The sequence below is a fragment of the Bradyrhizobium sp. genome (assembly GCF_049519115.1).
Lineage (GTDB): Bacteria > Pseudomonadota > Alphaproteobacteria > Rhizobiales > Xanthobacteraceae > Bradyrhizobium.
This window is the reverse complement of record NZ_JBEKRB010000065.1, coordinates 1-24,812: the sequence shown is the minus strand read 5'-3', so window position 1 is coordinate 24,812 and position 24,812 is coordinate 1. Positions and strand designations below refer to the sequence as shown.

Annotated in this window: 20 protein-coding genes and 1 pseudogene; 9 read left to right on the top strand and 12 right to left on the bottom strand. The window is 59.9% G+C overall.

What is annotated here, in order from left to right:
- Nucleotides 1-1,126: aldehyde dehydrogenase family protein (locus ABSE61_RS31260; protein WP_423875028.1), on the bottom strand; the 1,126-nt coding region annotated here is incomplete at its 3' end.
- Nucleotides 1,127-1,226: 100 nt separating this feature from the next.
- Here ABSE61_RS31260 and ABSE61_RS31255 point away from each other — a divergent pair.
- Together ABSE61_RS31255 and ABSE61_RS31250 are read left to right on the top strand one after the other, a co-directional pair.
- Entirely contained in the window at nt 1,227-2,135 is a 909-nt protein-coding gene (locus ABSE61_RS31255) for a LysR family transcriptional regulator (RefSeq protein ID WP_423875027.1), read from the top strand.
- A 49-nt stretch (nt 2,136-2,184) separates the two neighbouring features.
- Nucleotides 2,185-2,418, top strand: coding sequence for a hypothetical protein (locus ABSE61_RS31250; protein ID WP_423875026.1), 234 nt, complete (start codon nt 2,185-2,187; stop codon nt 2,416-2,418).
- 232 nt (nt 2,419-2,650) lie between these two features.
- Here ABSE61_RS31250 and ABSE61_RS31245 read toward each other — a convergent pair whose 3' ends face one another.
- From ABSE61_RS31245 to ABSE61_RS31210, 8 genes are all read right to left on the bottom strand, one after another.
- Nucleotides 2,651-5,815, bottom strand: coding sequence for an efflux RND transporter permease subunit (locus ABSE61_RS31245; RefSeq protein WP_423875025.1), 3,165 nt, complete (start codon nt 5,813-5,815; stop codon nt 2,651-2,653).
- An 8-nt stretch (nt 5,816-5,823) separates the two neighbouring features.
- Nucleotides 5,824-6,984: an efflux RND transporter periplasmic adaptor subunit gene (locus ABSE61_RS31240; protein ID WP_423875024.1), complete on the bottom strand. Its 1,161-nt coding sequence runs from the start codon at nt 6,982-6,984 to the stop codon at nt 5,824-5,826.
- 332 nt (nt 6,985-7,316) lie between these two features.
- Nucleotides 7,317-8,483 carry an alpha/beta fold hydrolase gene (locus tag ABSE61_RS31235; protein WP_423875023.1) on the bottom strand — a complete coding sequence of 389 codons (1,167 nt, stop codon included), beginning with the start codon at nt 8,481-8,483 and terminating at the stop codon, nt 7,317-7,319.
- A gap of 4 nt (nt 8,484-8,487) precedes the next feature.
- Nucleotides 8,488-9,906 carry a DUF4403 family protein gene (locus ABSE61_RS31230; protein ID WP_423875022.1) on the bottom strand — a complete coding sequence of 473 codons (1,419 nt, stop codon included), beginning with the start codon at nt 9,904-9,906 and terminating at the stop codon, nt 8,488-8,490.
- A 191-nt stretch (nt 9,907-10,097) separates the two neighbouring features.
- Nucleotides 10,098-10,472, bottom strand: coding sequence for a lysozyme inhibitor LprI family protein (locus ABSE61_RS31225; RefSeq protein WP_423875021.1), 375 nt, complete (start codon nt 10,470-10,472; stop codon nt 10,098-10,100).
- A 35-nt stretch (nt 10,473-10,507) separates the two neighbouring features.
- Entirely contained in the window at nt 10,508-11,179 is a 672-nt protein-coding gene (locus ABSE61_RS31220) for a MarC family protein (RefSeq protein ID WP_423875020.1), read from the bottom strand.
- 123 nt (nt 11,180-11,302) lie between these two features.
- A complete protein-coding gene (locus ABSE61_RS31215) occupies nt 11,303-12,814 on the bottom strand; it encodes a class I adenylate-forming enzyme family protein (RefSeq protein ID WP_423875019.1) in 1,512 nt (503 codons plus the stop codon).
- Between the two features lie 78 nt (nt 12,815-12,892).
- On the bottom strand, nt 12,893-14,176 hold the full coding sequence (locus ABSE61_RS31210) for a DUF3300 domain-containing protein (protein WP_423875018.1): 1,284 nt from the start codon (nt 14,174-14,176) through the stop codon (nt 12,893-12,895).
- Between the two features lie 69 nt (nt 14,177-14,245).
- Between ABSE61_RS31210 and ABSE61_RS31205 the strand changes: the two are divergent.
- Both ABSE61_RS31205 and ABSE61_RS31200 read left to right on the top strand, forming a co-directional pair.
- Nucleotides 14,246-14,662, top strand: a pseudogene (locus ABSE61_RS31205) (IS110 family RNA-guided transposase); the annotation flags it as partial.
- Nucleotides 14,663-15,206: 544 nt separating this feature from the next.
- Nucleotides 15,207-15,368 carry a hypothetical protein gene (locus ABSE61_RS31200; RefSeq protein ID WP_423875017.1) on the top strand — a complete coding sequence of 54 codons (162 nt, stop codon included), beginning with the start codon at nt 15,207-15,209 and terminating at the stop codon, nt 15,366-15,368.
- Between the two features lie 292 nt (nt 15,369-15,660).
- Here the strand turns inward: ABSE61_RS31200 and ABSE61_RS31195 are convergent, their stop codons facing one another.
- Nucleotides 15,661-16,710, bottom strand: coding sequence for a LysR family transcriptional regulator (locus ABSE61_RS31195; RefSeq protein WP_423875016.1), 1,050 nt, complete (start codon nt 16,708-16,710; stop codon nt 15,661-15,663).
- A 160-nt stretch (nt 16,711-16,870) separates the two neighbouring features.
- Between ABSE61_RS31195 and leuC the strand changes: the two genes are divergently transcribed.
- From leuC to ABSE61_RS31170, 5 genes are all read left to right on the top strand, one after another.
- Entirely contained in the window at nt 16,871-18,289 is a 1,419-nt protein-coding gene (gene leuC / locus ABSE61_RS31190; RefSeq protein WP_423875015.1) for a 3-isopropylmalate dehydratase large subunit, read from the top strand.
- A gap of 14 nt (nt 18,290-18,303) precedes the next feature.
- Nucleotides 18,304-18,933: a 3-isopropylmalate dehydratase small subunit gene (gene leuD, locus ABSE61_RS31185; RefSeq protein ID WP_423875014.1), complete on the top strand. Its 630-nt coding sequence runs from the start codon at nt 18,304-18,306 to the stop codon at nt 18,931-18,933.
- A 103-nt stretch (nt 18,934-19,036) separates the two neighbouring features.
- A complete protein-coding gene (locus ABSE61_RS31180; protein ID WP_423875013.1) occupies nt 19,037-20,335 on the top strand; it encodes an MFS transporter in 1,299 nt (432 codons plus the stop codon).
- 46 nt (nt 20,336-20,381) lie between these two features.
- The gene (locus tag ABSE61_RS31175; protein ID WP_423875012.1) at nt 20,382-21,923 is read left to right on the top strand and encodes an acetolactate synthase large subunit; all 1,542 of its coding nucleotides are present in this window, start codon (nt 20,382-20,384) and stop codon (nt 21,921-21,923) included.
- A 256-nt stretch (nt 21,924-22,179) separates the two neighbouring features.
- Nucleotides 22,180-23,136 carry an alpha/beta hydrolase family protein gene (locus ABSE61_RS31170; RefSeq protein WP_423875011.1) on the top strand — a complete coding sequence of 319 codons (957 nt, stop codon included), beginning with the start codon at nt 22,180-22,182 and terminating at the stop codon, nt 23,134-23,136.
- Between the two features lie 26 nt (nt 23,137-23,162).
- Here ABSE61_RS31170 and ABSE61_RS31165 read toward each other — a convergent pair whose 3' ends face one another.
- Both ABSE61_RS31165 and ABSE61_RS31160 read right to left on the bottom strand, forming a co-directional pair.
- Complete coding sequence (locus tag ABSE61_RS31165; protein WP_423875010.1) at nt 23,163-24,353, bottom strand: serine hydrolase domain-containing protein; 1,191 nt, start codon at nt 24,351-24,353, stop codon at nt 23,163-23,165.
- A 200-nt stretch (nt 24,354-24,553) separates the two neighbouring features.
- On the bottom strand, nt 24,554-24,812 hold a 259-nt coding region (locus ABSE61_RS31160; RefSeq protein ID WP_423875009.1), incomplete at its 5' end, for a hypothetical protein.

Sequence of the window (24,812 nt, the reverse complement as noted above, 5' to 3'; positions counted from 1 at the left end):
GTGCAATCTTCATCTCTGGCTTCACGTTCGCAAAGACTGTCGGTTTGACAAAGTTGCCGCGTTCCAGGCCCTGTGGGCGGCCTTCACCACCAATAACCACCTCCGCACCTTCGTCGATCCCTAAGCGGATGTAACTTTGTACGCGCTGGTATTGCTTTTGGCTCACGAGTGGACCCATCGTCACATCGCTGTCGTTCGGGTCACCGACTTTGATTTTGGCAACCGCCGCTTTGACAAGCTGCTTCACTTCATCAAGGCGATTTTCGGGAACAAACAAGCGAGAGCCAGCGATGCAAGCCTGGCCATTGTTGAGATAGCAGGCATTCACGGCCATAGGGATTGCCTTCGCGAAGTCGGCATCATCCAGGATGATGTTTGCGGACTTCCCGCCCAATTCCAAGGTCAAGCGCTTCATCGTGTCCAAGGCGTTCTTGGCTACGAGCTTTCCAATTTGAGTTGAGCCGGTGAAAGCGATTTTGGCGACATCGGGGCTGTTGGTAAGTTCCGTCCCCACGACCTCGCCAAGGCCGTTGACAAAATTGATGACGCCCGGCGGCAACCCCGCTTCGTGGAAACTCTCCATCAAGACTTGCGTTTGCATGGCGCTCATTTCACTCGGCTTAATCACGACGGTACATCCCGCTGCGATGGCGGGTGCCACCTTAATTGCAATTGAGCCCGCACTGGAGTTCCAGGGCGTGAAGATGCCGACAACGCCGACGGGCTCCAGCAAAACTTGAGAAGTGCCGACAACTTCCGTCAGGTCAGTTTTTTTCAAAGTCTCTTTGAAGTGCAGGAAGATATTCGCGGCGAGAGCGTTTGAGCCCTTCGCCCGATCTTGCGGCGCTCCATATTCGAGAACCGTCGCTTGAACCAGATCACCGACGCGCTTGGATACGGAATCATGCAAGCGCTGCAGGTAATCCATGCGGACTTCTTTGGTGGTCTGAGAAAATGACCCGAGGGCCTTTTTGGCTGCGGCGATCGCTTGGCGGGCGTCGATTTCGTCTGCCAGCGTAACCTTGCCAATCACTTCGTTATTCGTGGGATTGACGAGGTCGACGGTGGCCTTGCCGTGGGGGGTAACGAAGGCCCCATTGACGTACATCTGGTTGAACTGGCGCATAACCGTCTCCTTTTGTTGGGTTATGCCCAGAAAGGTAGGCCCTTCTCATTGGAAGGATAATCGGTATAGTTGTGTATCTACTAGTGCGGAAATCGGGATAATGATTCGGGGCAGGATTCTTGAGCTTGAGGCTGTCGTAACGATCGCAAAACGGAGAAGCTTTCGTGCGGCGGCGTCCGAGCTTGGCCTGTCCTCGACTGCGCTAAGTCAAGCAATCGCGGAGTTGGAGGGACGCCTTGGAGTAAGGCTGTTCAATCGCACCACCCGCAGCGTGTCGCCGACAGCGGCGGGAGAACAATTCGCAGCAGAAATTGAACCCGCGCTCGCGGCTATCCGCAATAGTATTGAGGGTGTCAATCAACACCGAACTTCACCCATCGGTGTTTTGCGTCTCAATGTTTCGGCCGGTGGTGCCCGTCAAATTCTAGCGCCCATCATTTTTGAATACGTGCGCCGATATCCGGAGATGTCCATAGACATCGTTACCAACGATCGTCTAACCGATATCGTAAAAGACGGTTTCGATGCCGGTGTACGGTTGGCCGAGCATCTTCCTGGCGACATGATCGCCGTGCCGCTTGGTCCCGAACAACGCTTGGTCGTTGTCGGTTCTCCGAAATACTTCAGGCTACGCGAACAGCCGCAGAACCCGAGCGATTTGGAAACTCATGAATGTATCCGGAGACGCCTCGCTGGCGGCTCAATTTACCGATGGGAATTTGAACGTCGGGGCAAGAAGGTTGAAATAGACGTTCCTGGCCGGATATCCCTCGATGATACCGGCCTCATGCAAGAGGCTGCTCTCGCCGGTCTGGGATTGGCCTATCTTTCGGCGTGGCAAGTGGCCTTGGACGTAAAGGCCGGGCGCCTTATCCAGGTGCTCGACGATTGGACGCCGCCATTTCCCGGACTCTGCCTTTACTACCCCGGTGGCCGTCACGTGCCTTTGGGTCTTCGCGCGCTGATCGACCTTATCCGGGAACTCAAATCAAAATCGCCGCTGCACTAGCGGAAATAAGGGGTAGCCGGAGGATTGTTGATATAAAAAGCCTTTCGGCGTGCCCGAAGTCCGTGACATACGGGCGTGGCTGGAAAGCAAGTACCGCTTCTTTATCTGCGTGGTGGCGTTTCCGGAATTCGGCGAGGAGGTCATCGCCCGAATGCTCGAATTCGGAAAACCTCCCAGCGACAAGGTTTTCAATTACCTGCGCGTCGCCGACGGGCCGCTTGGCCTAACACAAAGAGATTTCTGTCGGTGCCAACTGTCGGTTCTTAGCACTCTGCTGACTTGAGCGTGATACCTGCAATTTGGTCGCTAATGTGCAGGTTTTTGGACGCCGGCCGCCACAGCGCGTGGAACCGTCCGTTATGCCGGCGTCCAAAAACCTGCACAAAAGCGGACATGACCCCGCACTAAATGTCAGGCCACCTTATCGCGAGAGGAACCGCGATTTTACGGCTACCTGTTTCTTACGCCGAAGGGGCCGTTCTACGGGCTTTGACACGCGGCCCAGTATGAGCCGTCTATACGCTCGGCGTCTGCGGGCTCGTTTGTGGGCCGGTCTTCTTGCTCTTTCGCTCCGCGAGCCAGTTCTCAAACCGCTGCACCACGACAAAGAATGTCGGAACGAACAGCACTGCGAGACAGGTTGAGGCAATCATACCCGAGAATACCGTGATGCCGATCGACTTGCGGGCGCCGGCGCCGGCGCCGCTGGCGACCACCAGCGGCACCACGCCGAGGATGAAGGCAAACGATGTCATCAGGATCGGCCGGAACCGCGCCCGTGCCGCCTCGATCGCCGATTCCAGCAGCGGCTTACGGCCGCGAACATGAAGTTCAAGCGCGACTTCGACGATGAGAATGGCGTTCTTGGCCGACAACGCGATCAGCAGTATCAGTCCGATCTGCGTATAGAGGTTATTCTCGATCCGCAGTCCTGTCAGTACGGCCATCGGTCCGAGCAGCGAAAGCGGCACCGCCAGGATCACCGAAATCGGCGCGTACCAGCTTTCATACTGTCCGGCCAGCACCAGATAAACCAGCAACATGGCAAGACCGAACACGTAGTAGATCTGGTTACCGACAGCTTTCTCCTGATACGACATCGCCGTCCACTCGAAGCCGGTGCCCGGCGGCAAGGTCTTGGCCGCAATCTGCTCCATCAACGCCATCGATTGACCGGAGCTGAAACCCTGGGCCGGCAGGCCGATGACCGTCGCGGACGGATAGAGGTTATACAGGCTGATCAGCGAAGGGCCGACCGACGGCGTGATGCTCGCCAGCGTGCCCAACGGAACCATATCGCCCTGCTGATTGCGCACCATCAGGTTTTCCATATCCCGCAGCGTTAGCCGATATTGCGAATCCGACTGGGTGTAGACCTGAAAGGTGCGGCCGAACTTGGTGAACTGGTTGACGTAGGACGATCCCAAATAGGAGGCCAGCGTCGAGAACACCTGGTCCGTCGTGACATGCAGGGTCTGGGTCTTGGTCCGGTCGATCTCGACGTCGAACTGCGGAACCAGCGCACGGAACGGCGAGCTGACGCGTTGCAGGGCACTTTGCGTCTGGGCATTGGCAACGAGGGCGCCGGTTATGGCCTGCAGTTCTCCGAAGTTGAAATTGCCGTCACGTAACTGGACCTGCATGGCAAAGCCTGCGGCGTTACCAATGCCCTGGATTGGCGGCGGCGGTATCACCAATATCCGCGCTTGCTGGATCGCTTCCAGTTTCTGGTTCAGACCGACGAACAGCGACCGCAGATCCTGGCCGGGGCCGCGCTCACTCCAATCTTTTAGAATCAGATAGGCGACCCCGGCGTTGGCAAGGCTCGAACTGCCATCAAGGGCCGATATGCCGGCAATGCTGATCACCTGCTCGACGCCGGCTGTCTTGCCGGCCATTTCACTGATCTGATCCAGCACGCTCTGGGTACGATCGAGCGCCGCCCCATCGGGCAGCTGCACGGCGACAAGCAGATAGCCTTGATCCTCGATAGGAATGAAGCCGGTTGGTACCCGCGACAGGCCGTAACCGCCGATTCCTATCAGGATCAGGGCCGCGATGACCGATAGACTACTGTGCGCGACCAGACGGCCGATCAAGCCGGCATAACCCCGCTCCAGGCGGTTATAAACCGAGTTGAAGCCGCGATAGAACCAGTTACGCTGTTCCGGCGGCACCGGCCGGCGTAGCCACAGCGCGCATTGGGTCGGTTTCAGCGTGGCCGCGTTAACGGCGCTGAGCAGCGCGGTCGCCGCGATCACCAGCGCGAATTGGGCATACATGCGACCGGTCAATCCCGGCAGAAATGCTGCCGGAAGAAACACCGATATCAATACCAAAGTGATCCCGATGATCGGCGCGAACAGCGCATCCATCGCGCTGATCGCCGCGTCATGCCCCGACATACCCTTTTCGATGTTATGCGCGGCGCCTTCAACCACGACGATGGCGTCGTCCACCACGATGCCGATCGCGAGTACGATCGCAAACAAGGTCGACAGGTTGATGGTGAATCCGAGCGCCGCCATCGCCGCAAACGCGCCGATGATTGTCACCGGCACGGTGGTTGCCGGGACCAGCATCGCGCGCCAGTCCTGCAGGAAAATCAGGATCACGACCAGAACCAGCAGGCCGGCCTCGATCAGCGTTTTGTAGACTTCATTGATCGAAGCCGCGACGAATTTGGTGGTGTCGAACGGCGTATCGTATTTCACGTCCTGCGGAAACTGCGCCGCCAGCGCGGCCATCTTTTTCTGAACCGCCTTTTCGACTTCTAGCGCGTTGGCGCCAGGAGATTGGTACACGCCAATACCCGTCGCCGGCTGTTTGTTGAGCGAGAAAATTTGGCTGTAGGTTTGGGCACCAAGTTCGACGTGGCCGACATCCCGAACCCGGGTCACTTCGCCATTGTTGCCGGTCTTGACGATGATGTCCTCGAACTGGCTCGCGTCGTCGAGCCGGCCGTTGACGTTGAGCGTGTATTGAAACGCCTGTTCCGGAGGCGTCGGCGGCATGCCGACCTGGCCCGCGGTGACCTGCTGGCTCTGCTGCTGGATCGCCTGAATGACGTCCTGCGGCATCAGCGCGCGCACTTGCAGCTTGTTAGGGTCGAGCCAGACCCGCATCGAATACTGGCCGGCGCCGAACACCGTTACGTTGCCGACTCCGGGCAATCGCGACAATTCGTCCCGGATATTGATCGTGGCGTAGTTGCTGAGAAAAAGACTGTCATAGGTCGCGTTCGGAGATGTCAGCGTCACGAACAGCAGGATCGACGTCGACTTCTTCTGCACGGTGACGCCCTGGCTCTGCACCGACTGCGGCAGCGACGAGAGCGCGCTCGCCACGCGATTTTGCACCAGCACCTGCGCGAAGTTGAGATCGGTTCCGATCTTGAAGGTTACCGTCAGCGTGTAGGTGCCGTCGGCTGCGCTGTAGGACTGCATGTAAAGCATATCCTCGACGCCATTCACCTGCTGTTCGATCGGCAGCGCGACGGTATCGATGACGGTCTTGGCGCTGGCGCCAGGATAACGCGTGGTGACCTGCACCGTCGGCGGCACTACGTCGGGATATTGGGCGACGGCAAGGCTGAACAACGCCACGCCACCGATCAAGATCATCAGGATGGCGATGACGTTGGAAAGAACCGGCCGTTCGATGAAGAATTTCGAAATCATGCCCGCTCCTAATTCGCTGTGGCGCGGCTCGGCTCGATCTTTTGCAATTGCGGATCGACCTTTTGGCCGGGGATTGCACGCAGCAGCCCGGCAATGACGACACGGTCATCGGGTTTGAGGCCGCTTTCGATCACGCGCAGGTCGCCCTCGACCTGTCCGGTCCGGACCTTGTGCTGCTCGACGACATTCTCGCCATTCACTACGAGGACATAGCGTCCGGCCTGATCGCTGCCCAACGCGACATCTGGCACCAGCAGCGCGTTCTGCTGCTGATCGAAGGGAACACGGACACGAACGTAATAGCCCGGCAGCAATACGCGGTTGGGGGGATTGGGCAGAATGCCGCGCACCGCCAGCGTTCCCGTCGACTGGTTGAGCGTCGGCGCCGCATAGTCGAGGTTTCCCTTGTGCGGATAACCGATTTCGGTTTGCAGTCCGACCTCGATCGGCAACTGCGTGAGGTCGCTGGTCGTCAGTCCCCGCCGCTTGGCTTCTGCTCTGACCCGCAGGACATCCTGCTCATTGACGTTGAAATTGACGTAGATCGGGTCCAGTTGCACGATGGTCGCCAGCTGGGTCGGCGACGCCACGCCAACAAGCTCCCCGACCGAGACCAGATGTGCGCTGACGATGCCGTCGAATGGCGCGGCAACATTGGTGTAGCCGTAATTGATTGCCGCGATTTTGGTGTTGATCTGGGCCTGTTGAAGGCTCGCTTGTGCGTTGTCGCGCGTCGAGACGGATTGATCGAACGTTGCCTGCGAGGTCGCGTGAGTCTGCACCAAATCCGCTTGACGCTTGTAGTCGATTTCAGCCTGCTTCATCGTCGCCTGCGCACCTGCCTCCGCGGCCTGGGCCTGCTCCAATTTCAGCTTGTAGGTTTCGGGCTCGATCGTGAATAGCGTCGTGCCCGCCTTTACGAAGCTGCCATCCTTGTAGTTGATCGATTGCAATACGCCCTGCACCCGCGCCACAAGATCAACGGTCTGGATCGGCGCGGTGTTGCCCGTGGCATCGAGATAACGCGTGACGTTCTGCTGGACCGGCAAGCCGACGTCCACCTTCGGCGGCGGCGGCGGCACAAAATTATTTTGTTCGCAACCGCTCAAGGCAGTGAAGGCCAATATGGCGAAAGCCATATGCGAAACAACGATGGCTCCCTGCCTCATGCGGTCATTCAGCGCGACGCATGCTGGCGAACGTAGCGGCTTCATATCCATGCCCCAGTTCATCTTGGTCCAGAAAAGGCTTTCCGCAATTTAAGATAGCAACAATCCGCTTGCGGTGAAACTCGAAAGAGAAAACAACCCTGATCGCGAAAATCTTCTGTCGAACCCTTCAGAACTTCACTTCAATTAGCGCGGTGGCTTCAACGTCAACATGAAGGATTTATACAAATGATCAACACGTTGAGGCATGCGGTGGCGCGATGGGCTCCATCAAGATGGCAGTTTTGGCTTTTCATTGCATGTCTCTGGCCGACTGCAATCTACGATCATGACTAGCGCGAACAGTCGTCTGGAGCAGGCTTTCCAGTGAATCGATCGCTCGTCCACTCCAACATCGCCGGGGTGCTGGCCTGGGCCGCCCGGCCATGACCGATGTTCGGCATCGACAGCATGTGCACTTTGCTGCCGCCCTTGCACAGTTTGTCCTCGTAAGCCTTGGTCACGTCGGGATGAATGATAACATCGTCGGTGCCTTGCGCGAGGAAGACCGGAATCTCCGGCGGCAATGCGCCGGGTGAGTTCTCCGCCAGCAACGTATGCCAAGGTTCGACGTCGGACGGATGCTTGGTGGTCAGGAAATATTGCTCCAGCGGCTGCTCGGTGAGCTGACGCCTCCTGAGGTCAAATGGCCCCTCGATGCATTCCTGCGCGAGGCGATCGATTGCGGGCTTCGCGCGCGGGTCGATCACTTTGTCCATGTTCGCATCGAATACCCGTTGCCAGGACCACAAGGTCATCGCGGTGATGTTCTTGCCGCCAACGGAATCGATGTCTTCGTTCATCAGCGTCGCCAGGTCGGTGGCGGGCGCCGCTGCCGCGACGCCGAGAAGATCCAGTTCGGGCGCGTACGTCTTCGCGACGAGGCCGGTGAACAAAGCAGCATGACCGCCCTGCGAGTGGCCCCAGACAACAAACTTCTTGCCGCCGCCGGCGCCGGGCAATGAGCCGGCGACGCGCACGGAATCGATCACCGCACGGCCTTCGCTGGTTCCGACCAGGTATGGATGCGGTCCCTCAGTCCCGAGGCCGGGATAATCGGTTGCCGCGACCACGTAGCCGTCACGTACAAACGAACGCAATCCCTGAATCTGTTCGAACAGAAAGATCGCTAACGACGGTGCACAGCGCGGCACCACGCCCGAGGTCGGATGCGCCCAGGCCACGATCGGCCGGCCGCCCGGCGGTGGATCGCCCGGCGGCACAATCACGACGCCCGACACCAGAATCGGCTTGTTGTCGAGCCCGGTCGAACGATAAAGCACGCGATAGGCGGTGGCGCCCAGAGGCGCGCCATCGATTACCTCTTGCCGAACCAGCGTGCCCGGCGTGCCCGCCGCTTCTGATCTCGGCGCGCGATAGAAATCGGTCTGTGCGTTCACCACGCCCGCTTCGGCGAACATACATAAGGTGGCGAGAATGAGCCTGAATGTGAGGGGCATGGGCTTACATTCCATAGAGGATTTTGAGATCGCCGCTGGCGCGCAGCGCGATGCTGACACCGTCGGCCAGGAGCCGGATGCTGTCCAGCTTGGCGGTTGTGAGCTTACCTTCCATGCGGAAACCGTTCTTCAGCGGCCGGTTCAGGCGCTCATTGGCTGCGTTGAGCAGGTTCTGATACGCGAGGCCATAACCGACGTCCGGGATGTCCTTCAACTGGTCGAGAATCTGATTCTGCAGTTGCGCCGCCACGGATCCGTCGGGCAACGAGCTGTCGCCCGCCAGATTGGAAATCTTGATCGATTGCTGACCGGGATCGACATTCAGCGCGCCGGACAGATAGATCCACTCCCCGGCGGTCGCATCGGTGTCGCCCGGCTTGGCGACGCGAACGCCGATCACGAGCTTGCCGGACGACGGATAGATCTGCATCTCCTTGACGATCGAGCCGGCCTTGCTGGCAGCAACCGCCTGCATGATCTTGTCACGCAGCGTGTCATAGTTGACGCGCACCGGAAGCAGGATGTCAAACGAGCCGGGTTGACTGATGTCGTTGCCGAGCGGCGGCAGCGGCGTCGGCGTCACAGCGGATGGCGCCTGGCCGACCAGTGTCTGTGCCGTGCCCGTCAATTCGAGCGAGCCCGAAAGCTCTTTTGCATCGGCATGGATGCCCGCGAAGGCCGCGCTCGCCGGGGTAATTTGCAGCCAGACCTGGGGATCCTGCGAAATCTGGACGGGCTGGAATGCCTGCTCCCAAGCCTTTGCCGCCTTGTCATGCAGGTCAAGGCGCCGTGCCGTTGCCTGCGCGCGCCCCCGGATCAGACCGAGCTGTCTGCGAATGCTGGGTTCGGCGTATTTGGTCAGCGAGATGTCGCGGCCAAGAACATGGAGCACCGGCGGTTCAGTCCAGTGGAACGAGTCGCTGAAATTGAGGTCGACCGACCAGTCCTTGGTCAACCTCGGCCGGGACTCGACCTCTACCATGGCCCGCCCCTCGGCGTCGCCGTGAATGCGGGAAGTAAACCTGTTGGCGCCCTGGCCTTCGATGCTGCCGAAGATCGGAATAGAGCCGACGATATGATCGCCACGGCCATAGAGTGATATCGCGCCGCGATCGACAAAGCCGTCAACATCACAGTTGGCCCTGATCCGAAACACCAGAACGCGCCGATTCACGCAGCCAATGCGTTCGTCGATGGTTGCAAGGCGCCTCGGAACGTCGCGCTCGACCGCCGACGCGATCGACGGCAGTCCGAATTCAATCGTCGCCGAAACCCGCGATGTCGTCGTCAGCGCGGACGGCTGGTCGGGCAACAGCGGCGGCTTCTCGCCCGCGAACGCTGTTCCGGTAAAAGCGGCGGTGCAGAGCAGCACCAAAGCGGCATAATTCGCATGAATGCGCGTTGCGCGACGGTCGATCGTCATTTTCTGTTCCCTATAAATCTGGTTGTCGATTCGCGGGAGCGGCTCTACATGCCGCGCGCCAAATCTTATTGGCTCGTTGCCCGCGAAAGGTGTGGCGAAGCATTCTCAGGAAACGGTGTAGCGTACAAATACCGTGTCAATATGCAGGTATAGGCTCGGCCGATAGTGTCAGCGTTATTCCAGACGCCTCATCAAAATGGGCCATGCGATGCAATCGCATCGAGATTAGCCGACAGCGCAGCGGTACGGGATTGATATGCGCGCGCGATGCATGCGCCATCGTCTCCGCAGGCGTTGCGTTCCTTCAACCATGTCCGCTGCGCATCGCCGATATCGGCACGCTGCCCCGTCGCGACCAGCGACGTCACGACGCCGAACAATGTCGCCATGCGAGCTTCCGCCTGTCCGAGCGAATAGCTCCGGCAGATCGTACGCTCCGCCGACGAGGACGCCTTTCCGCAATCGATCGGCGCGTAGTCGGCAGCCTGCGCCTGGACCGAAGCGGCGAACAAGCTCACTGCGACCAAAGCGCCCGCCTGTTTCATAAGCCTGTTGAAATGCAACATGATGATATCTCTACGATGGAGGGACGGCGTATTCTTCACGGGAGCGCGATGGGATGTTGCAGTCCGGCAAACAGCGCGCTCAGGCCGCTCCAGCCGATCTGAATGCCAATGCAGACCAGAATGAACGCCGACAGCCGGACCAGCACGTTGACGCCAGCCTCCCCGAGATACCGCACCAACGGCACGGCAAAGCGATAGGAGCCGTAGATCGCCAAGGCGATCGCCAACAAGCCGAGCAGTGCGGCCGCCACAAGCATCATGGCATGTGCGCCGAACGGATCCGATGGATGATGGCTGCCGATCGTCAAGGCTACGGAGATCGCGCCGGGCCCGACGGTCAGCGGCAATGTCAGCGGGTAGAAACTGTCATTGGCCGCTCTGGCATCGGCCTCGTCGCGAAGCGGTTCATGGCCTGAACCGGCGCCTTCGCTAAGCAGCTTCCATCCCATTGCCGTGACCAGCAGTCCGCCGGCAACACGGACGACCGGAATCGAAATGCCGAAGAATTCGAGTATGAGTGATCCAAACAAGGTCGATCCGACCAATAGCCAAAAGCTGTTGAAAGCGACCAGCCGCGCCAGCCGTGCCCTTTGCTGCGGGGTGCAATCAACGGTGAGGCTGAGGAAAAGCGGCGCCGCGCCTAGCGGATTAACCACCGGAAACAGGCCCGCGAAGACCAGAAGGAAGGCGCTTGCGATTTCATTCACGATCGATCTCTGTCAGTTGATGCGGCAACAAAAGCTTTATTCGCAACAAAACACCAAACAACTGTTTCCCGCTGGGCCCGTTCACAAATTTTGCTTCATTCGCCAACCCTAAGCGTGTGTGGGTCAAGCTACGAGTAATCGGCGCGCCAATTGTTTGATTGCTGCACGATCGGGCTTGCCCTGTTCAGTGAGGGGAATCCGGTCGACCGGGATCACGAGGAGCGAGGCGACGGCAGAGGTGCCGAAACGATCCATCACCGCTTGACGACATGCTCGATCCTCGATGGATAACCCTGCCCAAGCGGTCACGGCGGCGATATTGACATGCTCATCGGCGTCTCTGACGACGACGGCATAGCGGATCGATGGATGCCGGCAAAGTGCCTCTTCAATTTCTGTCGGGGTAACCAAGGTACCATTGAATTCCTGGGCATCAGCTGCTCGACCCAAAACATGCAAGAGCCCATCGCCATCCAGACGACCAAGATCGCCGGTATTGTACCATCCCTCCTGAAAACTCAGGGAGCTGAGGTCAGGGTTGTTACGGTACCCGCTCGCCATGGCCGGAGACCGCACCTCGATAACCCCGATTTCTCCGGAATCCACCAGGCGTCCGTCGGCTCGGCGAAATCGAACGTCGACTCCAGGCTGAATGCGGCCGGCGGAGGTAAACGATTTGGGACGCGACAAGTCATGATCGATGGGCGCGAGCACGCTTACGACGCCCATTTCGCTTGCGCCATAGACGTGCCCGATGATCGGACCGAGCCGCTTGCGAGCCCTTAGCCGGAGGCTTTTTGGGGCTGAGGCGCCAACGTGGGTCAGCGATCGAAGGGAAGACAGGTCGCGTGCGTCAATCCCAGGGTCGTCCATCAACTCGAACAGCTGAGGTTCGACGAGAAAGAGATCTGTAATCTTCTCCGCCTCAATGGTGGCAAGCGTATCGGCCGCTTCATAGGCTTCGCGGAGAACAACACGGCCTCCTCCCAGCAGCGTAATATCCACGAGAACTTGCGAAAGATACGCCAGCGGGCCGTTGATCAGTTGAATGCGATCTTTCGGACTCGTTGCGCTGACCATCGCAGTGTACGCCGCAAAGTCCCGGCAACTGCCTTTTGACACTCCCGTAGAGCCGCCGGATGAAGAAATGACGGCCAGGTCGTTCAAACCGGCAGACACGTCGATCGAACCCACCGACGCTGAAGCAGCCAGCACATCCAACCGGCCTCTGGATCCAACCTGGTCGACACCAACTGTGACGAACGGTACGCCGACGCGTTGGCCGAGGTATCGTATGGTCTCCGGAAATGCGACGAGCAGATCCGGCGCGATCTGTTCGACCAAGGCCCGACGCTGAGCTTCCGTCGGCGGCACCGAGAGATAGACCGTAGCGGCCCCCAAAACATGGGCTGCGTAGCGAATGGCAATGGCTTCTGGCCGGTTCGGCGCGAACATACCGAGCAAATTGCCGCGCCGGATACCTAAATCGCGCAAAACTCGCGCATAACCGAAAATCAGAGCGAGTAGAGCCTCCCCGGAAAGGCTCTCTTCGCGATAGCGGACAACTGTGGAGCGCCCGGCGCGCCGCAGCTCGCAAAGCAACTTCACTATGTATACGTCTTTTTCAATTGCCACTGTTGTTCTCCAGGAAACGCGGCGCAATCGCTCGGTACTTGTTTTTGCCGTCTGGGCTTTAATGTGACGTTCGGTTGCTCAGAGTCGGCGCCGGCCACCGCCGCCGAAGTGAACGCCACCGCCGCCGAAGGCGCGGCGCTGGGGCCGGAAGGCCTGGGCGCGCGATCGCATGACTTGGGGCCTGGCGAAGCCGCGCGGCCGCGCAAACTCTTGCCGCTCCGGCATAGGACGATCTGCCATCGGACGATCTGCCACCGGACGATCTGCGCGCCGGTCGATGTCACCCTCACGTCGATCCTGCTGAGCCGGCGCGATTCTCCTGGCAGCATCGTCGCCCTCGCCCGTCATCCGATGGACTGCATCAGGATGCTGGGTATCGGCACGGTCCCCGAAGACGTCGCCACGCTGGGCGGCGGCACGATCCCTGAATGCCTCACGCGCCGCAGCGTCGTTGGCGCCTCCAAACCGCGCCGCCAGGCTGGCGTTGTGATACGGTACGCCATGACGATGCTCTGGATTATGGTTCCAGGTATTGTTGGTGAGGTTGATATGGTTGAACGCGTTGAAGTTGTTGACGTTGATGATCACGTTATTATGCCACCAGTCGCACTGACCCCAGATGGCCGAACCGACCGCGACGCCTGCGGCAAACGAAACCACGTTGCTGGCGACGAATCCGGGCGGAGACCAATAGAACGGCGGATAGGACGGATAGTCCCATGGTCCATAGGCTACGGCTGGATTGTAGACCGGAACGTAATAAACGTCGGGGTTGACGGGTTGGATCGTGATCGCCTGCGCAATGCCGCCGGAGGCAGCAACGCCTGCCGGCGCCGGCGCCAGCGTCACCGTTTGCTGTGGCGTTGACTGCAGGTTTCCCTTCGCTTGCGCTTGGGCGCGCAGCGTCTGCACCGCGGCGAGGACCTGTTGCTGCTGCGCCAGGAAGGCGTCGCCGAGTTGCTGCGTCCAGTCGAGCTTGTCGCTCATCATCTGCAATGTCTGCGGCACCGCGGCGAGCGCCTTGACGCTCGGATCCCACGATTGCGACTGCATCGCATCTTGAAGAGCCTCACCCTTGACCGTTGAATTGGCTTGCGACCACCGCGCCGCCTCGATGACCTCCAGCGGATAGGTCGAGGCCATCAGGACCTGACTCAGCAGCGGGTCGGGGTAGAGCGCGATCGGCGCCACCAGCTGTTCAATCTGTCCTTCGGACAACTGCTGGTCGGTCGGCGTCTGGGTTTGTTCCGCCGTGACAGCGTCCTGGGCGCGAACCGGCGCAACCGCGACACTGCAAATCAGGATCAACGGGACCGCGCACAAAGCGAGCCGGCTGAGCGTATTAGTGGTTTTACGTTTCATGTTTCATCTCCTTTTTCATCGATTGCCTGTGTCGCGAACCGCCATCGAGACATCGGGGGCCGTGCGCCCCGGGCCAGCGAGCAGTGCCTGCGGCTTGGAAAGATCGAAGGCATCGGCCCTGTAACGGCAACCGCCTTGATCGCAGCCGTGGGCGATAGAACCTGCTTCAAGAACGGCCGGCAGTTCGCGGCCTGGCTCGGCCTGGTGCCGAAACAACGATCCAGTGGAGGGCGGGCCCGCCTGTTCGGTATCAGCAAACGCGGCGATCGCTATCTGCGCACATTGATGATCCATGGCGCTCGCGCTGCGCTTGGCAAAGCAGCTGGCAAGCAGGATCCCCGAAGCCTCTGGCTTGGTAAGCTGCGGCAAAGGCGGCATCCCAATGTCGCGGCTGTCGCGCTCGCCAACAAGAATGCGAGGATCGTGTGGGCCATGCTCTCTGGCGGCACATTCTACGAACACGCACCGTCGGTGAAAGCAGCCTGAGGCGAAGCGCAAACGAAGGAAAAACAGAAGGAGGTCTCACCCGGCAATTGCAGCAAAAATGGCAGGAGATGATGAAACGGTCATTCCGTCGCTTCCCGAACCTGGTGTGTGGACCGGCTTGGTTTCGGCCAATGCCTAGGGGCCGATGAGGTGGAAGCGCGCGAAATCCATCGAGGCTCGCGGCGAAGATATTTATCCAGCCGCATAACGAAGCCGGATATACGTCAGCAGTTGTGACCGACGATCCTGATCCAGCCGACCTGTTGCAATCGGGCGGGGTCCATATACGTCCACACATGTGAAGGTTTTCGGATGCCGGCCCCATGATGGTGGCGCGGCTGACACCGGGGGCCGGCGTACGCAAACCTCCAAAGGAGGAAACCGCGGGAGGTGTGGTGGGGTTGGGCGTCAGAAGCTATGGGGATTTCGATGCTGGCGGTCTGTTGCCGACGTGCGTTGGATGCCTGTTTGGAATACGACCGATGAGGGCGACGAGCGCGGTCGGCCGGTCACGACGTGCGGAATCGGAGTCGCGCAGCGGTGATTGAACGACACGACGGCTATCGATGGTGGCGCGATGGCGAGCATGATCATTGCTGGTCGAGAGCCGGCGAAGCAGACGGGTAGTTTTATAATTTTGCCGCGCACCGATCTTGATCATGATGTGTCGATCCTGATCACGGCGATGGAAGTCGCGGGACGGTAGCGCGGTGAGGAGCCGCGCCGGAACCTCTCGATGATAATCATACGTCCGCCGCAGCACAGACACGGGTGCGAGAGCGGTTTGGGCTCGTTGGCCTCGGCACCGTTAGCATCCCCGGCCTCGGTCTGTGTCGCCCGCACGTCCAGCAGGCGGCGGGCTTGAGCGATGTTGTCGGCGCGGGTGCCGCTGGCAAGCAGGCCGTTGACGTCCGCTTTTAGGTTTGAAGCAGACCTCGCTATTCCATGACCTTCGAAGTGCGCAACACACACACACTGTACGCTCCCAGTTGAGATCGTTACTCCCGCTTAACATAGTCATGCAGCATCATCATCGCTGCAATCTCAGGCAAGTGCTGCCTTAGCACCGGCAAGACCTTGCTTTTCAGGGCCTTGGTCGCGGCAGCGTGAATGGTGCGGACAATTTGTGTTCCTTCTCCCTCACGCGCGATCACCATCATGACGCGCTTCATCGATGTTTCCGGGTATGGTGCTACGCGAAACCGGTCACCACGAGTGATGGCGCGAAAAACAGCGAGTGGAGGCAGAATGGTCCAGCCCACGCCCGAGGCGACCATCTCCAGCACGGCGGCGTGCGTATCCAGATGGTAATGATGGGTCGGTGATATCCCCCAGGCTCTCAATGTCTGGTCGAACCGCGAATGCATGAACGGGTCCCGGCCGAAACGGATCAGGTCCAGCGTTTCGCTGAGTGGTTTGATGGCGCGGGGATCGCCCTCGTAGCTCTCGGGTGCAACGATCAAAAATGGCTCGGTGAGAATGGGAGCCATCGTTACGCCCGGAAGAAGAGGCGATTCATCTGAAGTGATCACGAAGTCCAGCTCGCGGTCTGCGACCGCACGCATCCGCGTGGCTGAAAAGCCCGAGCCGATCGTCAGTTGCGCAGCGCTCTTCCGCAGTTCCGTGAAAACACTTGGGCCGATCGTTTCGGCAAAGCTGTTGAGCATGCCGATCCGCAATAGCGGCATCTGTCCGCCGAGATCCCATTGCAGCGCTTGTTCGAAGCGCTCGATGCCGCTCACGATTGCGCGCGCCGGCTCGATCAGCGCTGCCCCATGAAGCGTCAGGGTCAGCGGGCGTTTCGATCGATCGAAGAGTTGAAAGTTGAGCGCCGTTTCCATCTGACTGATGAGCTGCGAAACCGCGGGTTGGGTCATCCCGAGTTGCTCCGCAGCCGCACTCATCGTGCTGGCGCGCGCCACTGAGACGAACACTTCGAGTGAGCGTGCGGTGAGACCGGAGCCAACCGTGAGGCGGGCAAGCTGTTCCGCTGCGCTTCTCTGATGTTCTTCAATTTCTTCGTCTTTTGCTTTCGCCCGTCCGGCCAAAAACGTCCTCACAAATTGCTTGCTGCAGTCGATTGAGAGACTTATAGTTAGTATAAGTTATGTTGGCAATCGGCAATTACCGGGCGTTAGCTCCCCCGCGATGTGCCCTATCGGTAGCAAGGACCGCATGCGTCGGTCCGCAAAGAGGGAGTTGCCAAAAATGCCAGCCGTAAAAACGCTTTTTGGAAAGGTCTGGGACGATCATGTGATCGTGACCTCGCCGCAAGGCGAGGACCTCCTCTATGTCGACTTCAACTACATCAACGAAGGGCAGTCGTTTCTGGCTTTCGACCAGCTGCGGCTTGAAGAGCGCGAAAGCGCGCGGCCGGAACAGCACCTAGCGGTGACCGATCATTATCTGCCCACCATCAACCGGCAGGCCGGCATCGACGGCATTGCCAACCCCGAGATCCGCAACGTGGTCTCGATGATGGCCAACAATGCCGCCGAGTTCGGCCTGCCACATATCCATATGCATCACGCCCGCCAAGGCATCGCCCATGTGATCGGCCCGGAGCTTGGCATTTCCCAGCCGGGCATGCTGATCACCTGCAACGATTCCCACACCGCGACGCATGGCGCGATGGGCGCCTGTGCCATTCCGATTGGCGGCTCCAATCAGCTCCGGCATGTGGTCGCGACCCAAACCGTCTGGATGAAGCGGCCGAAGACGATGCGCATCAGCATCGACGGGATGTTGTCGCGGATGGTGACGGCCAAGGACATCATCCTTTCGATCATCCGTGAGATCGGGATCGGCGGCGGCGCGGGTTACGCTGTCGAATATGCGGGCTCGACCATTGCCGCGATGTCGATGGAAGGCCGCATGACGATCTGCAACATGTCGATCGAGGGCGGCGCCCGGATCGGCATGATCGCGCCGGACGAAGTGACCTTCCAGCATCTGGCCAACTGCGAGCGCGCCCCAAAGGGTGCGCATTGGGATCAGGCGATCACCTACTGGCGGACATTGCCGACGGATGATGGTGCATCCTTCGACCGCGAGCTGAAGCTCGACGCTGCCGCGCTCGCGCCGATGGTTACCTGGGGCACGAGCCCGGAGGACTGTTCGCCGATCGACGGCAGCGTGCCGGATCCGGAAAGCTTCTCGGATCCTGAGCGGCGCCGGCACGTTGCCCGCGCGCTGGAATACATGCAGCTGATGCCGCGCATGCCGTTGTCCGAAGTTCGGGTCGATCGGATCTTCATTGGCTCCTGCACCAACAGCCGGATCGAGGATTTGCGCGCCGCCGCATGCGTGCTCAAGGGCCAGAAGGCCAGCGTGCCCGGCATGATTTCCGCCGGTTCGAGCGAAATAAAACGCCAGGCTGAGCGGGAAGGCTTGCACCGCATCTTTCTCGATGCCGGTCTTGAATGGCGCGATTCCGGCTGCTCAATGTGCAACGGCTCCAACGGTGAGATCATTGGGCCGGGTCAGCGCTGTGCTTCAACGACCAACCGGAATTTCGAAGGGCGCCAGGGTCGCGCAGCCATGACGCACATTATGAGCCCGGCGATGGTAGCGGCGGCCGCCGTCACCGGCCGGCTCACCGACGTGCGCCGCATGGCTTCGAGCTAGGCAGGAGAAGCAGCATGCAGGCCTTCACCGTCCTCACTTCGGCCGCCGTGCCGCTGCCGATCGCCAAGATTGACACCGGCATGATCCTCCCCGGGCGTTACATGCGCCGTCATCGCCGGCCGGGACATGACTACAGCGAAGCATTTCTGCACGACATCCGCTTCGATGCGAACGAGAAGCCAAGGCCGGATTGCGCGCTGAACGACCCTGCCTACGGCACGCCTGAGATTCTTTTAACCGATGCCGATTTCGGCTGCGGCTCCTCACGCGAGGGGGCGGCCTATGCGGTGATGGATTACGGCTTCCGCGCCATGATCGGCCCGAGTTTTGCCGAGATCTTCTACGGCAACTGTTTGCAGAACGGCATTTTGCCCGTCGTGCTCGATGAAGCGATTTGCCACGCGCTTTGGGCCGCGGTGCGCAAGCGCCCCGGCAGCGCCATCACCATCGATCTTCCGAAACAGCTCGTCATCGATTCCGATGGCAACCGGCACGCCTTCGAGATCAATCCTCTGCGCAAGGAGCGGCTGGTAAAGGGGCTTGACGATATCGACGTCACGCAGGGCTACGCAACGCAGATTGCCACCGTCGAGAGCCGGCGCCGTACGGCCTATCCCTGGCTTCCCGTGACCAGCCAGGCCTGATCCGTATCCATTCCTCAACTGAGACCACCGAAGCCCGACCATGACATAACCAACAGATGCCGCCACCAAGGCAAAAAAGCCGGGGCGAAAGGGAGGAAGCGCGGTGAAGAGCATTTTGCACAATCGTTGGGTTCGCATCCAGGGCGTTGCGACGGTCCTCTATATCTTCGCGCAGATCGACAAGGCGAATATCGCAGTAGCCTTTCCCGGTATCAGCGCGGAACTCGGCCTGACGTCCGGCGCCATCGGTTTCGCGGTCGGTATGTTCGCTTGGGGCTATCTGGTGCTGCAAATCCCGGTGGGGCGCATGACCTCTGCCTGGAGCGCCAAGGGCACGATCCTGATCCTGTGCGCCGCATGGTCGATCGTCTCTGCCAGCACGGCATTGGTCCAGACAGAAACGCAGCTCATCATCAACCGTTTTGTTCTCGGCATGTCGGAGGGCGGCATCCTGCCGGCGGTGGTCGTCGTGATGCGCGCCTGGTTTACCCAGCAAGAGCGCGCCCGCGCCAACCTCGCACTGCTCGGCACGCCGATTGCCTTGATGATCGGCAACGCACTTTGCGGATTTGCGGTGAGCATTGTCGGCTGGCGCTTGATGTTCGTCGTCACCGCCGTGCCATCGTTGTTGTGGTGCCTCGTGTGGTGGTGGGCCATCGAAGACGATCCGCGCAATGCGGCATGGCTCGATGCCGACACGAAACAGAAACTTGTGGCTACGCTGAATGCGGAAGCAAGGCAGATGCCGGTCGCCCGTGGCCATTGGTTCAAAACCATCTGGCACCCCACAGTTCTCATCCTGGCGCTCTACAATCTGCTCGGCTTGACTGCGTTGTGGGGGCTGACGTTCTGGCTGCCGAGCCTGATCGTCGACGAGGGGCGCGCCATCGGGATGGCAGGCTTCCTCTCGGCGATTCCGTACGCGGTCAGCATCGCCATGGCCTGCATCATCTCCGCGAGTTCCGACCGCATGCAGGAGAGGCGCTGGCATTTGATCATCCCGACGGTTCTGGCCGGCGCCTTCATGACGGTGGCGGGGTTCTTCGGACAAGTCCATGTCACGCTGCTGCTGATCTGTATCAGCCTGTCCTTCGGCCTCTGGTTCGGCCGCATCACCGTCTACTGGATCATGGTTGCAGATGCGGTGCCAAAAGGGTCCGCAGGCGCGGCAATGGCGATCGCCAACGGTGTCGGCAATCTCGGGGGCTTTCTCGGTCCCTGGATGTTCGGATTATTGCGCGGCCAATCCGGCGGCTTCAACAGCTCCATGATGGTTGGCGGCGGGCTCTACATAATGGCTGGGTTGCTCGCACTCTTCGTTCAGGCGCGACCGGGCAATTCCGCCAAGCAAGAGGCCGCACCCGAACTGACTGCGCCCGTCCATGCATCTACCGCGCTATGACGATGATTTGAGAATCCGACAGCTTCCGCTGGATGGAGTTTGACGAATGAACGGTGCCGAGAGCCTGGTCCGCACGTTGCTGGCCTCCGACGTCAAGACATGTTTTGCCAATCCCGGCACGAGTGAAATGCATTTTGTGGCAGCGTTGGACCGTATTCCCGGGATGCGCTGCATCCTCGGTTTGACGGAAAGCGTGGTGACCGGAGCGGCCGACGGCTTCGGCCGCATGATGCGCGATCCGGCCGTGACGTTGCTTCATTGCGGGCCTGGCCTCGCCAACGGCCTCTCTAATCTGCACAACGCGCGCCGCGCGCTGGCGCCGGTCGTCAACATTGTGGGCGATCAGGCAACCTGCCATCAGAAGATGGATCCGCCGCTGGCGTCCGACGCCATCGGCTGGGCGCGGGGCGTCTCGGCCTGGACCCGATCGGCGGCCACTGCCGCGACCGTCGGCCGCGATGCGGCGGCCGCGATCCAGGCGGCGCGCTCCGGCAATGGTCAGATTGCGACGCTGCTCGCGCCCGCCGACACCTGCGGGGACGAAGGCGGCGTTCCCGCCGAGCGGCTCGCGGCCTCGCCGCCGCCAGCTGTGCCCGCACATCGAATCCGTGAGATCGCCAACGTGTTTCGGAGTGACGAGCATGTCTTTCTTTTGCTCGGCGGTCCTTTACTGGACGAACGATTGCTTGGCAACGCGAAGGCGATCGCCTCGGCGACCGGCGCCAAGGTGATGGCGCAGGCCTTCAACGGCCGGGTTGAACGCGGCCGCGGCCGCGCACCGATCGCGCGAATGCCTTATTCGGTTGATCAGGCCATCGCAGTTCTCGCAGGAACGTGCAATCTCGTGCTGGCGGGAGCAGCAATTCCCGCCGCGCCCTTTGCCTATCCCGGAAAACCGGGAGCGCTTCAGCCAGACGATGCGGCCATTCATGTGCTCGCTCGGCCCGACCAGGATATCGGTCAGGCTCTTGCGGCCTTGGCCGAGGAGCTCTCGGTTACAACAAGCAGCGCTGCGGAGATGAGCCGACCGGAGGCGGTGACCGCGGGTGGTATTTCGGCCGAGGCCGTCACGCAGACCTTGGCCGCGCTCATGCCGGAGCACAGCATCATCATAGACGAAAGCGTTAGTTTCGGTCGTCCGTTCTTTAACGGGTTGAGTTCAGGGCCGTGGCACGACTGGCTGCAGATTACCGGCGGCGCTATTGGGAACGGCTTTCCGATGGCGACCGGTGCGGCCGTCGCTTGTCCAGGCCGGCGCGTGATCGCGTTGCAAGCTGACGGCGCCGGCGTCTTTACCGTCCAATCGCTCTGGACTCAGGCCCGCGAAAAACTGGCGGTGACGACGGTGGTTCTGTCAAATCGAAAATATCAAATTCTGTTGAGCGAGCTCGCGAATGTCGGCGCCAATCCCGGACGAACCGCGCTGGACATGCTGGATATCGGCCGCCCCGACATTGATTGGATCGGGCTTGCGCGCGCCTTCGGCGTCGAGGGGGCGAAGGCGGAGAACATGGCGCAGTTCACCGATTTACTGCAAACCGCGAACGAACGAAGCGGGCCTTTCTTGATCGAACTGATGACAGCCTAAGATCGGGTGGGCATAACGCGGACAAAGCCCGCCAAAATCTTCCGTAACATTCGATCTGCGCCATTTGTCCTAGCGGTCAACCATTTATTGCAAACTGAGGGTACAAGATATGCGAGCTTTCCGGTCTGGCCGAGATGTCCTTACTCGTTTGCTCACTGGCGCCTCCGTCAGCTTCGGAATCTATTCCGGTTATGCGACTTGGCCTGAACATGCGCAGGCTCAAGACGTGCTGCAGGACACTCCGTATCGCGTAGGAATGACGCAACTCGAATATTTCGACCCGTCCGAGGGCGGGCGGCCTTTGAACTTCATGCTGATCTATCCGGCCGTGCCAGCCGCGACCGCCGCTCCATTTAAGATTTTCATGTCTGTCAATCTTCACCTGCACAAGGATGCGCCGGTGGTGTCCGATGGACTAAAGCATCCCCTAGTGATGTTCTCGCACGGCGCAGGCGGCAACGGCTCGCTTTATGCCTGGTTTGGCGAATACCTCGCCTCCCGCGGCTATCTAGTTGCGATGGTGTATCACTTCCGAGCCAACACTTATGACTCGAGCGCACTCTATGTGCGCAATAGGATTTGGCAGCGCCCGCGCGATCTCAGCCTTATCATCTCCCATCTCCTCGAAGACCAGGTCTGGGGGCCGCAAATTGACCCAAGCCGGATTGGCGTGGCCGGGCATTCACAAGGAGGCTTCACCTCGCTTTGGATCGGCGGCGCAACGGTTAATCCCGACCTCTTTCTACAGTATCAGCGCGGTTGGAAGGACAACGAGATGGTGCCGGCATATATTCGTGGAGAGATGAAGCTTGATGCCGAACTCGCCCGCGGCGTGCGCGATGACCGGGTCCAGGCGGTCTTTGCGATGGCTCCCGGTGATATTCAGGGGTTCGGCATGGACGAGGCCGGGCTACGGCAGATGACGATTCCGGCGTATCTCATCGTCGGAGCCGGCGATACCACAACTCCGCTGAATGAAAACGCTGGCTTCGCAGCGAAATACATCCCGCATGCGCAGCTGGACGTGCTGCCTGGTGCGGTCGGCCATGAGATTTTCGACAATGAGTGCGACAAGATCGGGCGGGATAATTACCCCGAATCCTGCAACGACGCTCCGGGGGTGGACCGAGCAAAACTGCACTCATACATCGGGGAGACCGCGTTGAAATTCTTCGATTTGAACCTCCATGTTCGGCGAGACGGCAAGAAATGATGCGCGCAAGCGCCAACCGGGAGTGCCTACTTCGCTTTATCCTGAATGATGGAGTAGATTACGCCGATGAGATCGTGGAGCTTGTCCGCCTCGGCCGCCGGCTGCGAGTTCGTTTGCAGCGTGATCATCAGATTTTCCTTCTCGAACCAGACGTAAAGTGTCCGATAGCCGAGCGTCTCTCCTTGGTAGAACCAATGCGCGCCAAACGAGCCGAGAATAGCTTTACCCAGACCAAGCGAGAATCCACGCGGATCGTCAGTCGTGACATCTGCGATCGGCTGGCCCGTTCTGATCGACACTAGGTCCATCCACTCCGACTGTTGCTTCGGTGGCACCACGTACCCTCCGAACACGGCACGCATCCAGCGGTCCACATCGCGCGCGTCGGCGATCGCCCCGCCAGCCGCCTGCGCCCATGACGTACTCATTCCACGAACGTCACGTCCCATCAGTCCGTGATTCCAGGACTCGGTACATTTGGGTTGATATTCGGCACAGGCCGGGTTGTTAAAAAAGCCATGCGCCAAGCGCTCGGTCACCGCGTCCGGATATGTTCCGCTTTCGTAGAACGTGTCGCGCAACCCGAACGCTTGAATGATCATTTCGTGCACGAGATCACGATAGGAGTGTCCGGCTGCCTTCGCCGCGACCATGCCGGCGAGAATGTAGTTGGTATTCGAATAATGATAACCGCTGTTCTGGGATAGATTGTCTTTTCCGATCGGATTGACGAGTTCGATAAGGTTTTCGGCCGTTAGATCGCGCGCGGGTTCGTTGACCCAAATGCGGGACATGGCTTCGGTTTCGGAGTAGTTGGGGATACCGCTGGTCATGTTGAGGAGCCGCTTGATCGTCACATCCTCCCACGCCGGATATTGCGGAAGCCATTTGCCAAGTGTGTCGTCGATAGAGAGCTTCCCTCCAGCCTCAAGCTTCAAGATCAAAGCCGCTGTAAAAGACTTCGATGTGCTGCCAATTTGGAACAGCGTGCCTTGGCGGACCGGCACGTCTTGCGAACCGTTGCCGACCTTTCCTGCGAACGCTTCGATAGCGGGACCGTTATCGCCGAAGCTGATGTAGGCAGCGACTCCCGTCACCATCTCGGCCGAGCTGCGGGCGGCCAGCCAAGAATCCAGAGCGGCTTGGATCTCGGCAATTCCCGCCGAATCGGCTTGCGCGGCCGAAGCCGCGAAGATCATTACGCCAGCGGCGAACATCAAAGTGCGCATTTGTGATCCAACCTGTTGTCTAGGGCGTAAGCTTTGACAGTGTATCGCGAAGTTAGTGGTGGGGCTACGCCGTGGCGTATCCGCTTCGGTCAAAGACGACATATCACTGGGGTCTCTCATGAGGAGCAGCGGAAAGTTTTGGTGCCCGCGTTTGCGGAGCCGACCTTCAAAGTCGGCCACTGGCTCAATTATTCTGATTGGCGTACGCCATTTCCGTTTTCGAAGTAGGAGCCGACATCATTCGCGCCCAGCGTCAGGTCGGCTTTTTGTGGGTAAAGCTGACTGGCGTTCCATAACATTCGAAGCGCCCGCGGCACTTCCGGTTTTGTTGAGGGTTTCGGATGCCGGCCGATCGCAGCGGTGCGGCGTGCACCGAGGCCGGCGTCCGAAAGCCGCCAAAGAAAGAACCCGCGGGAAATTGTGGGCGGTGGCGCCGGGATCGCCGGG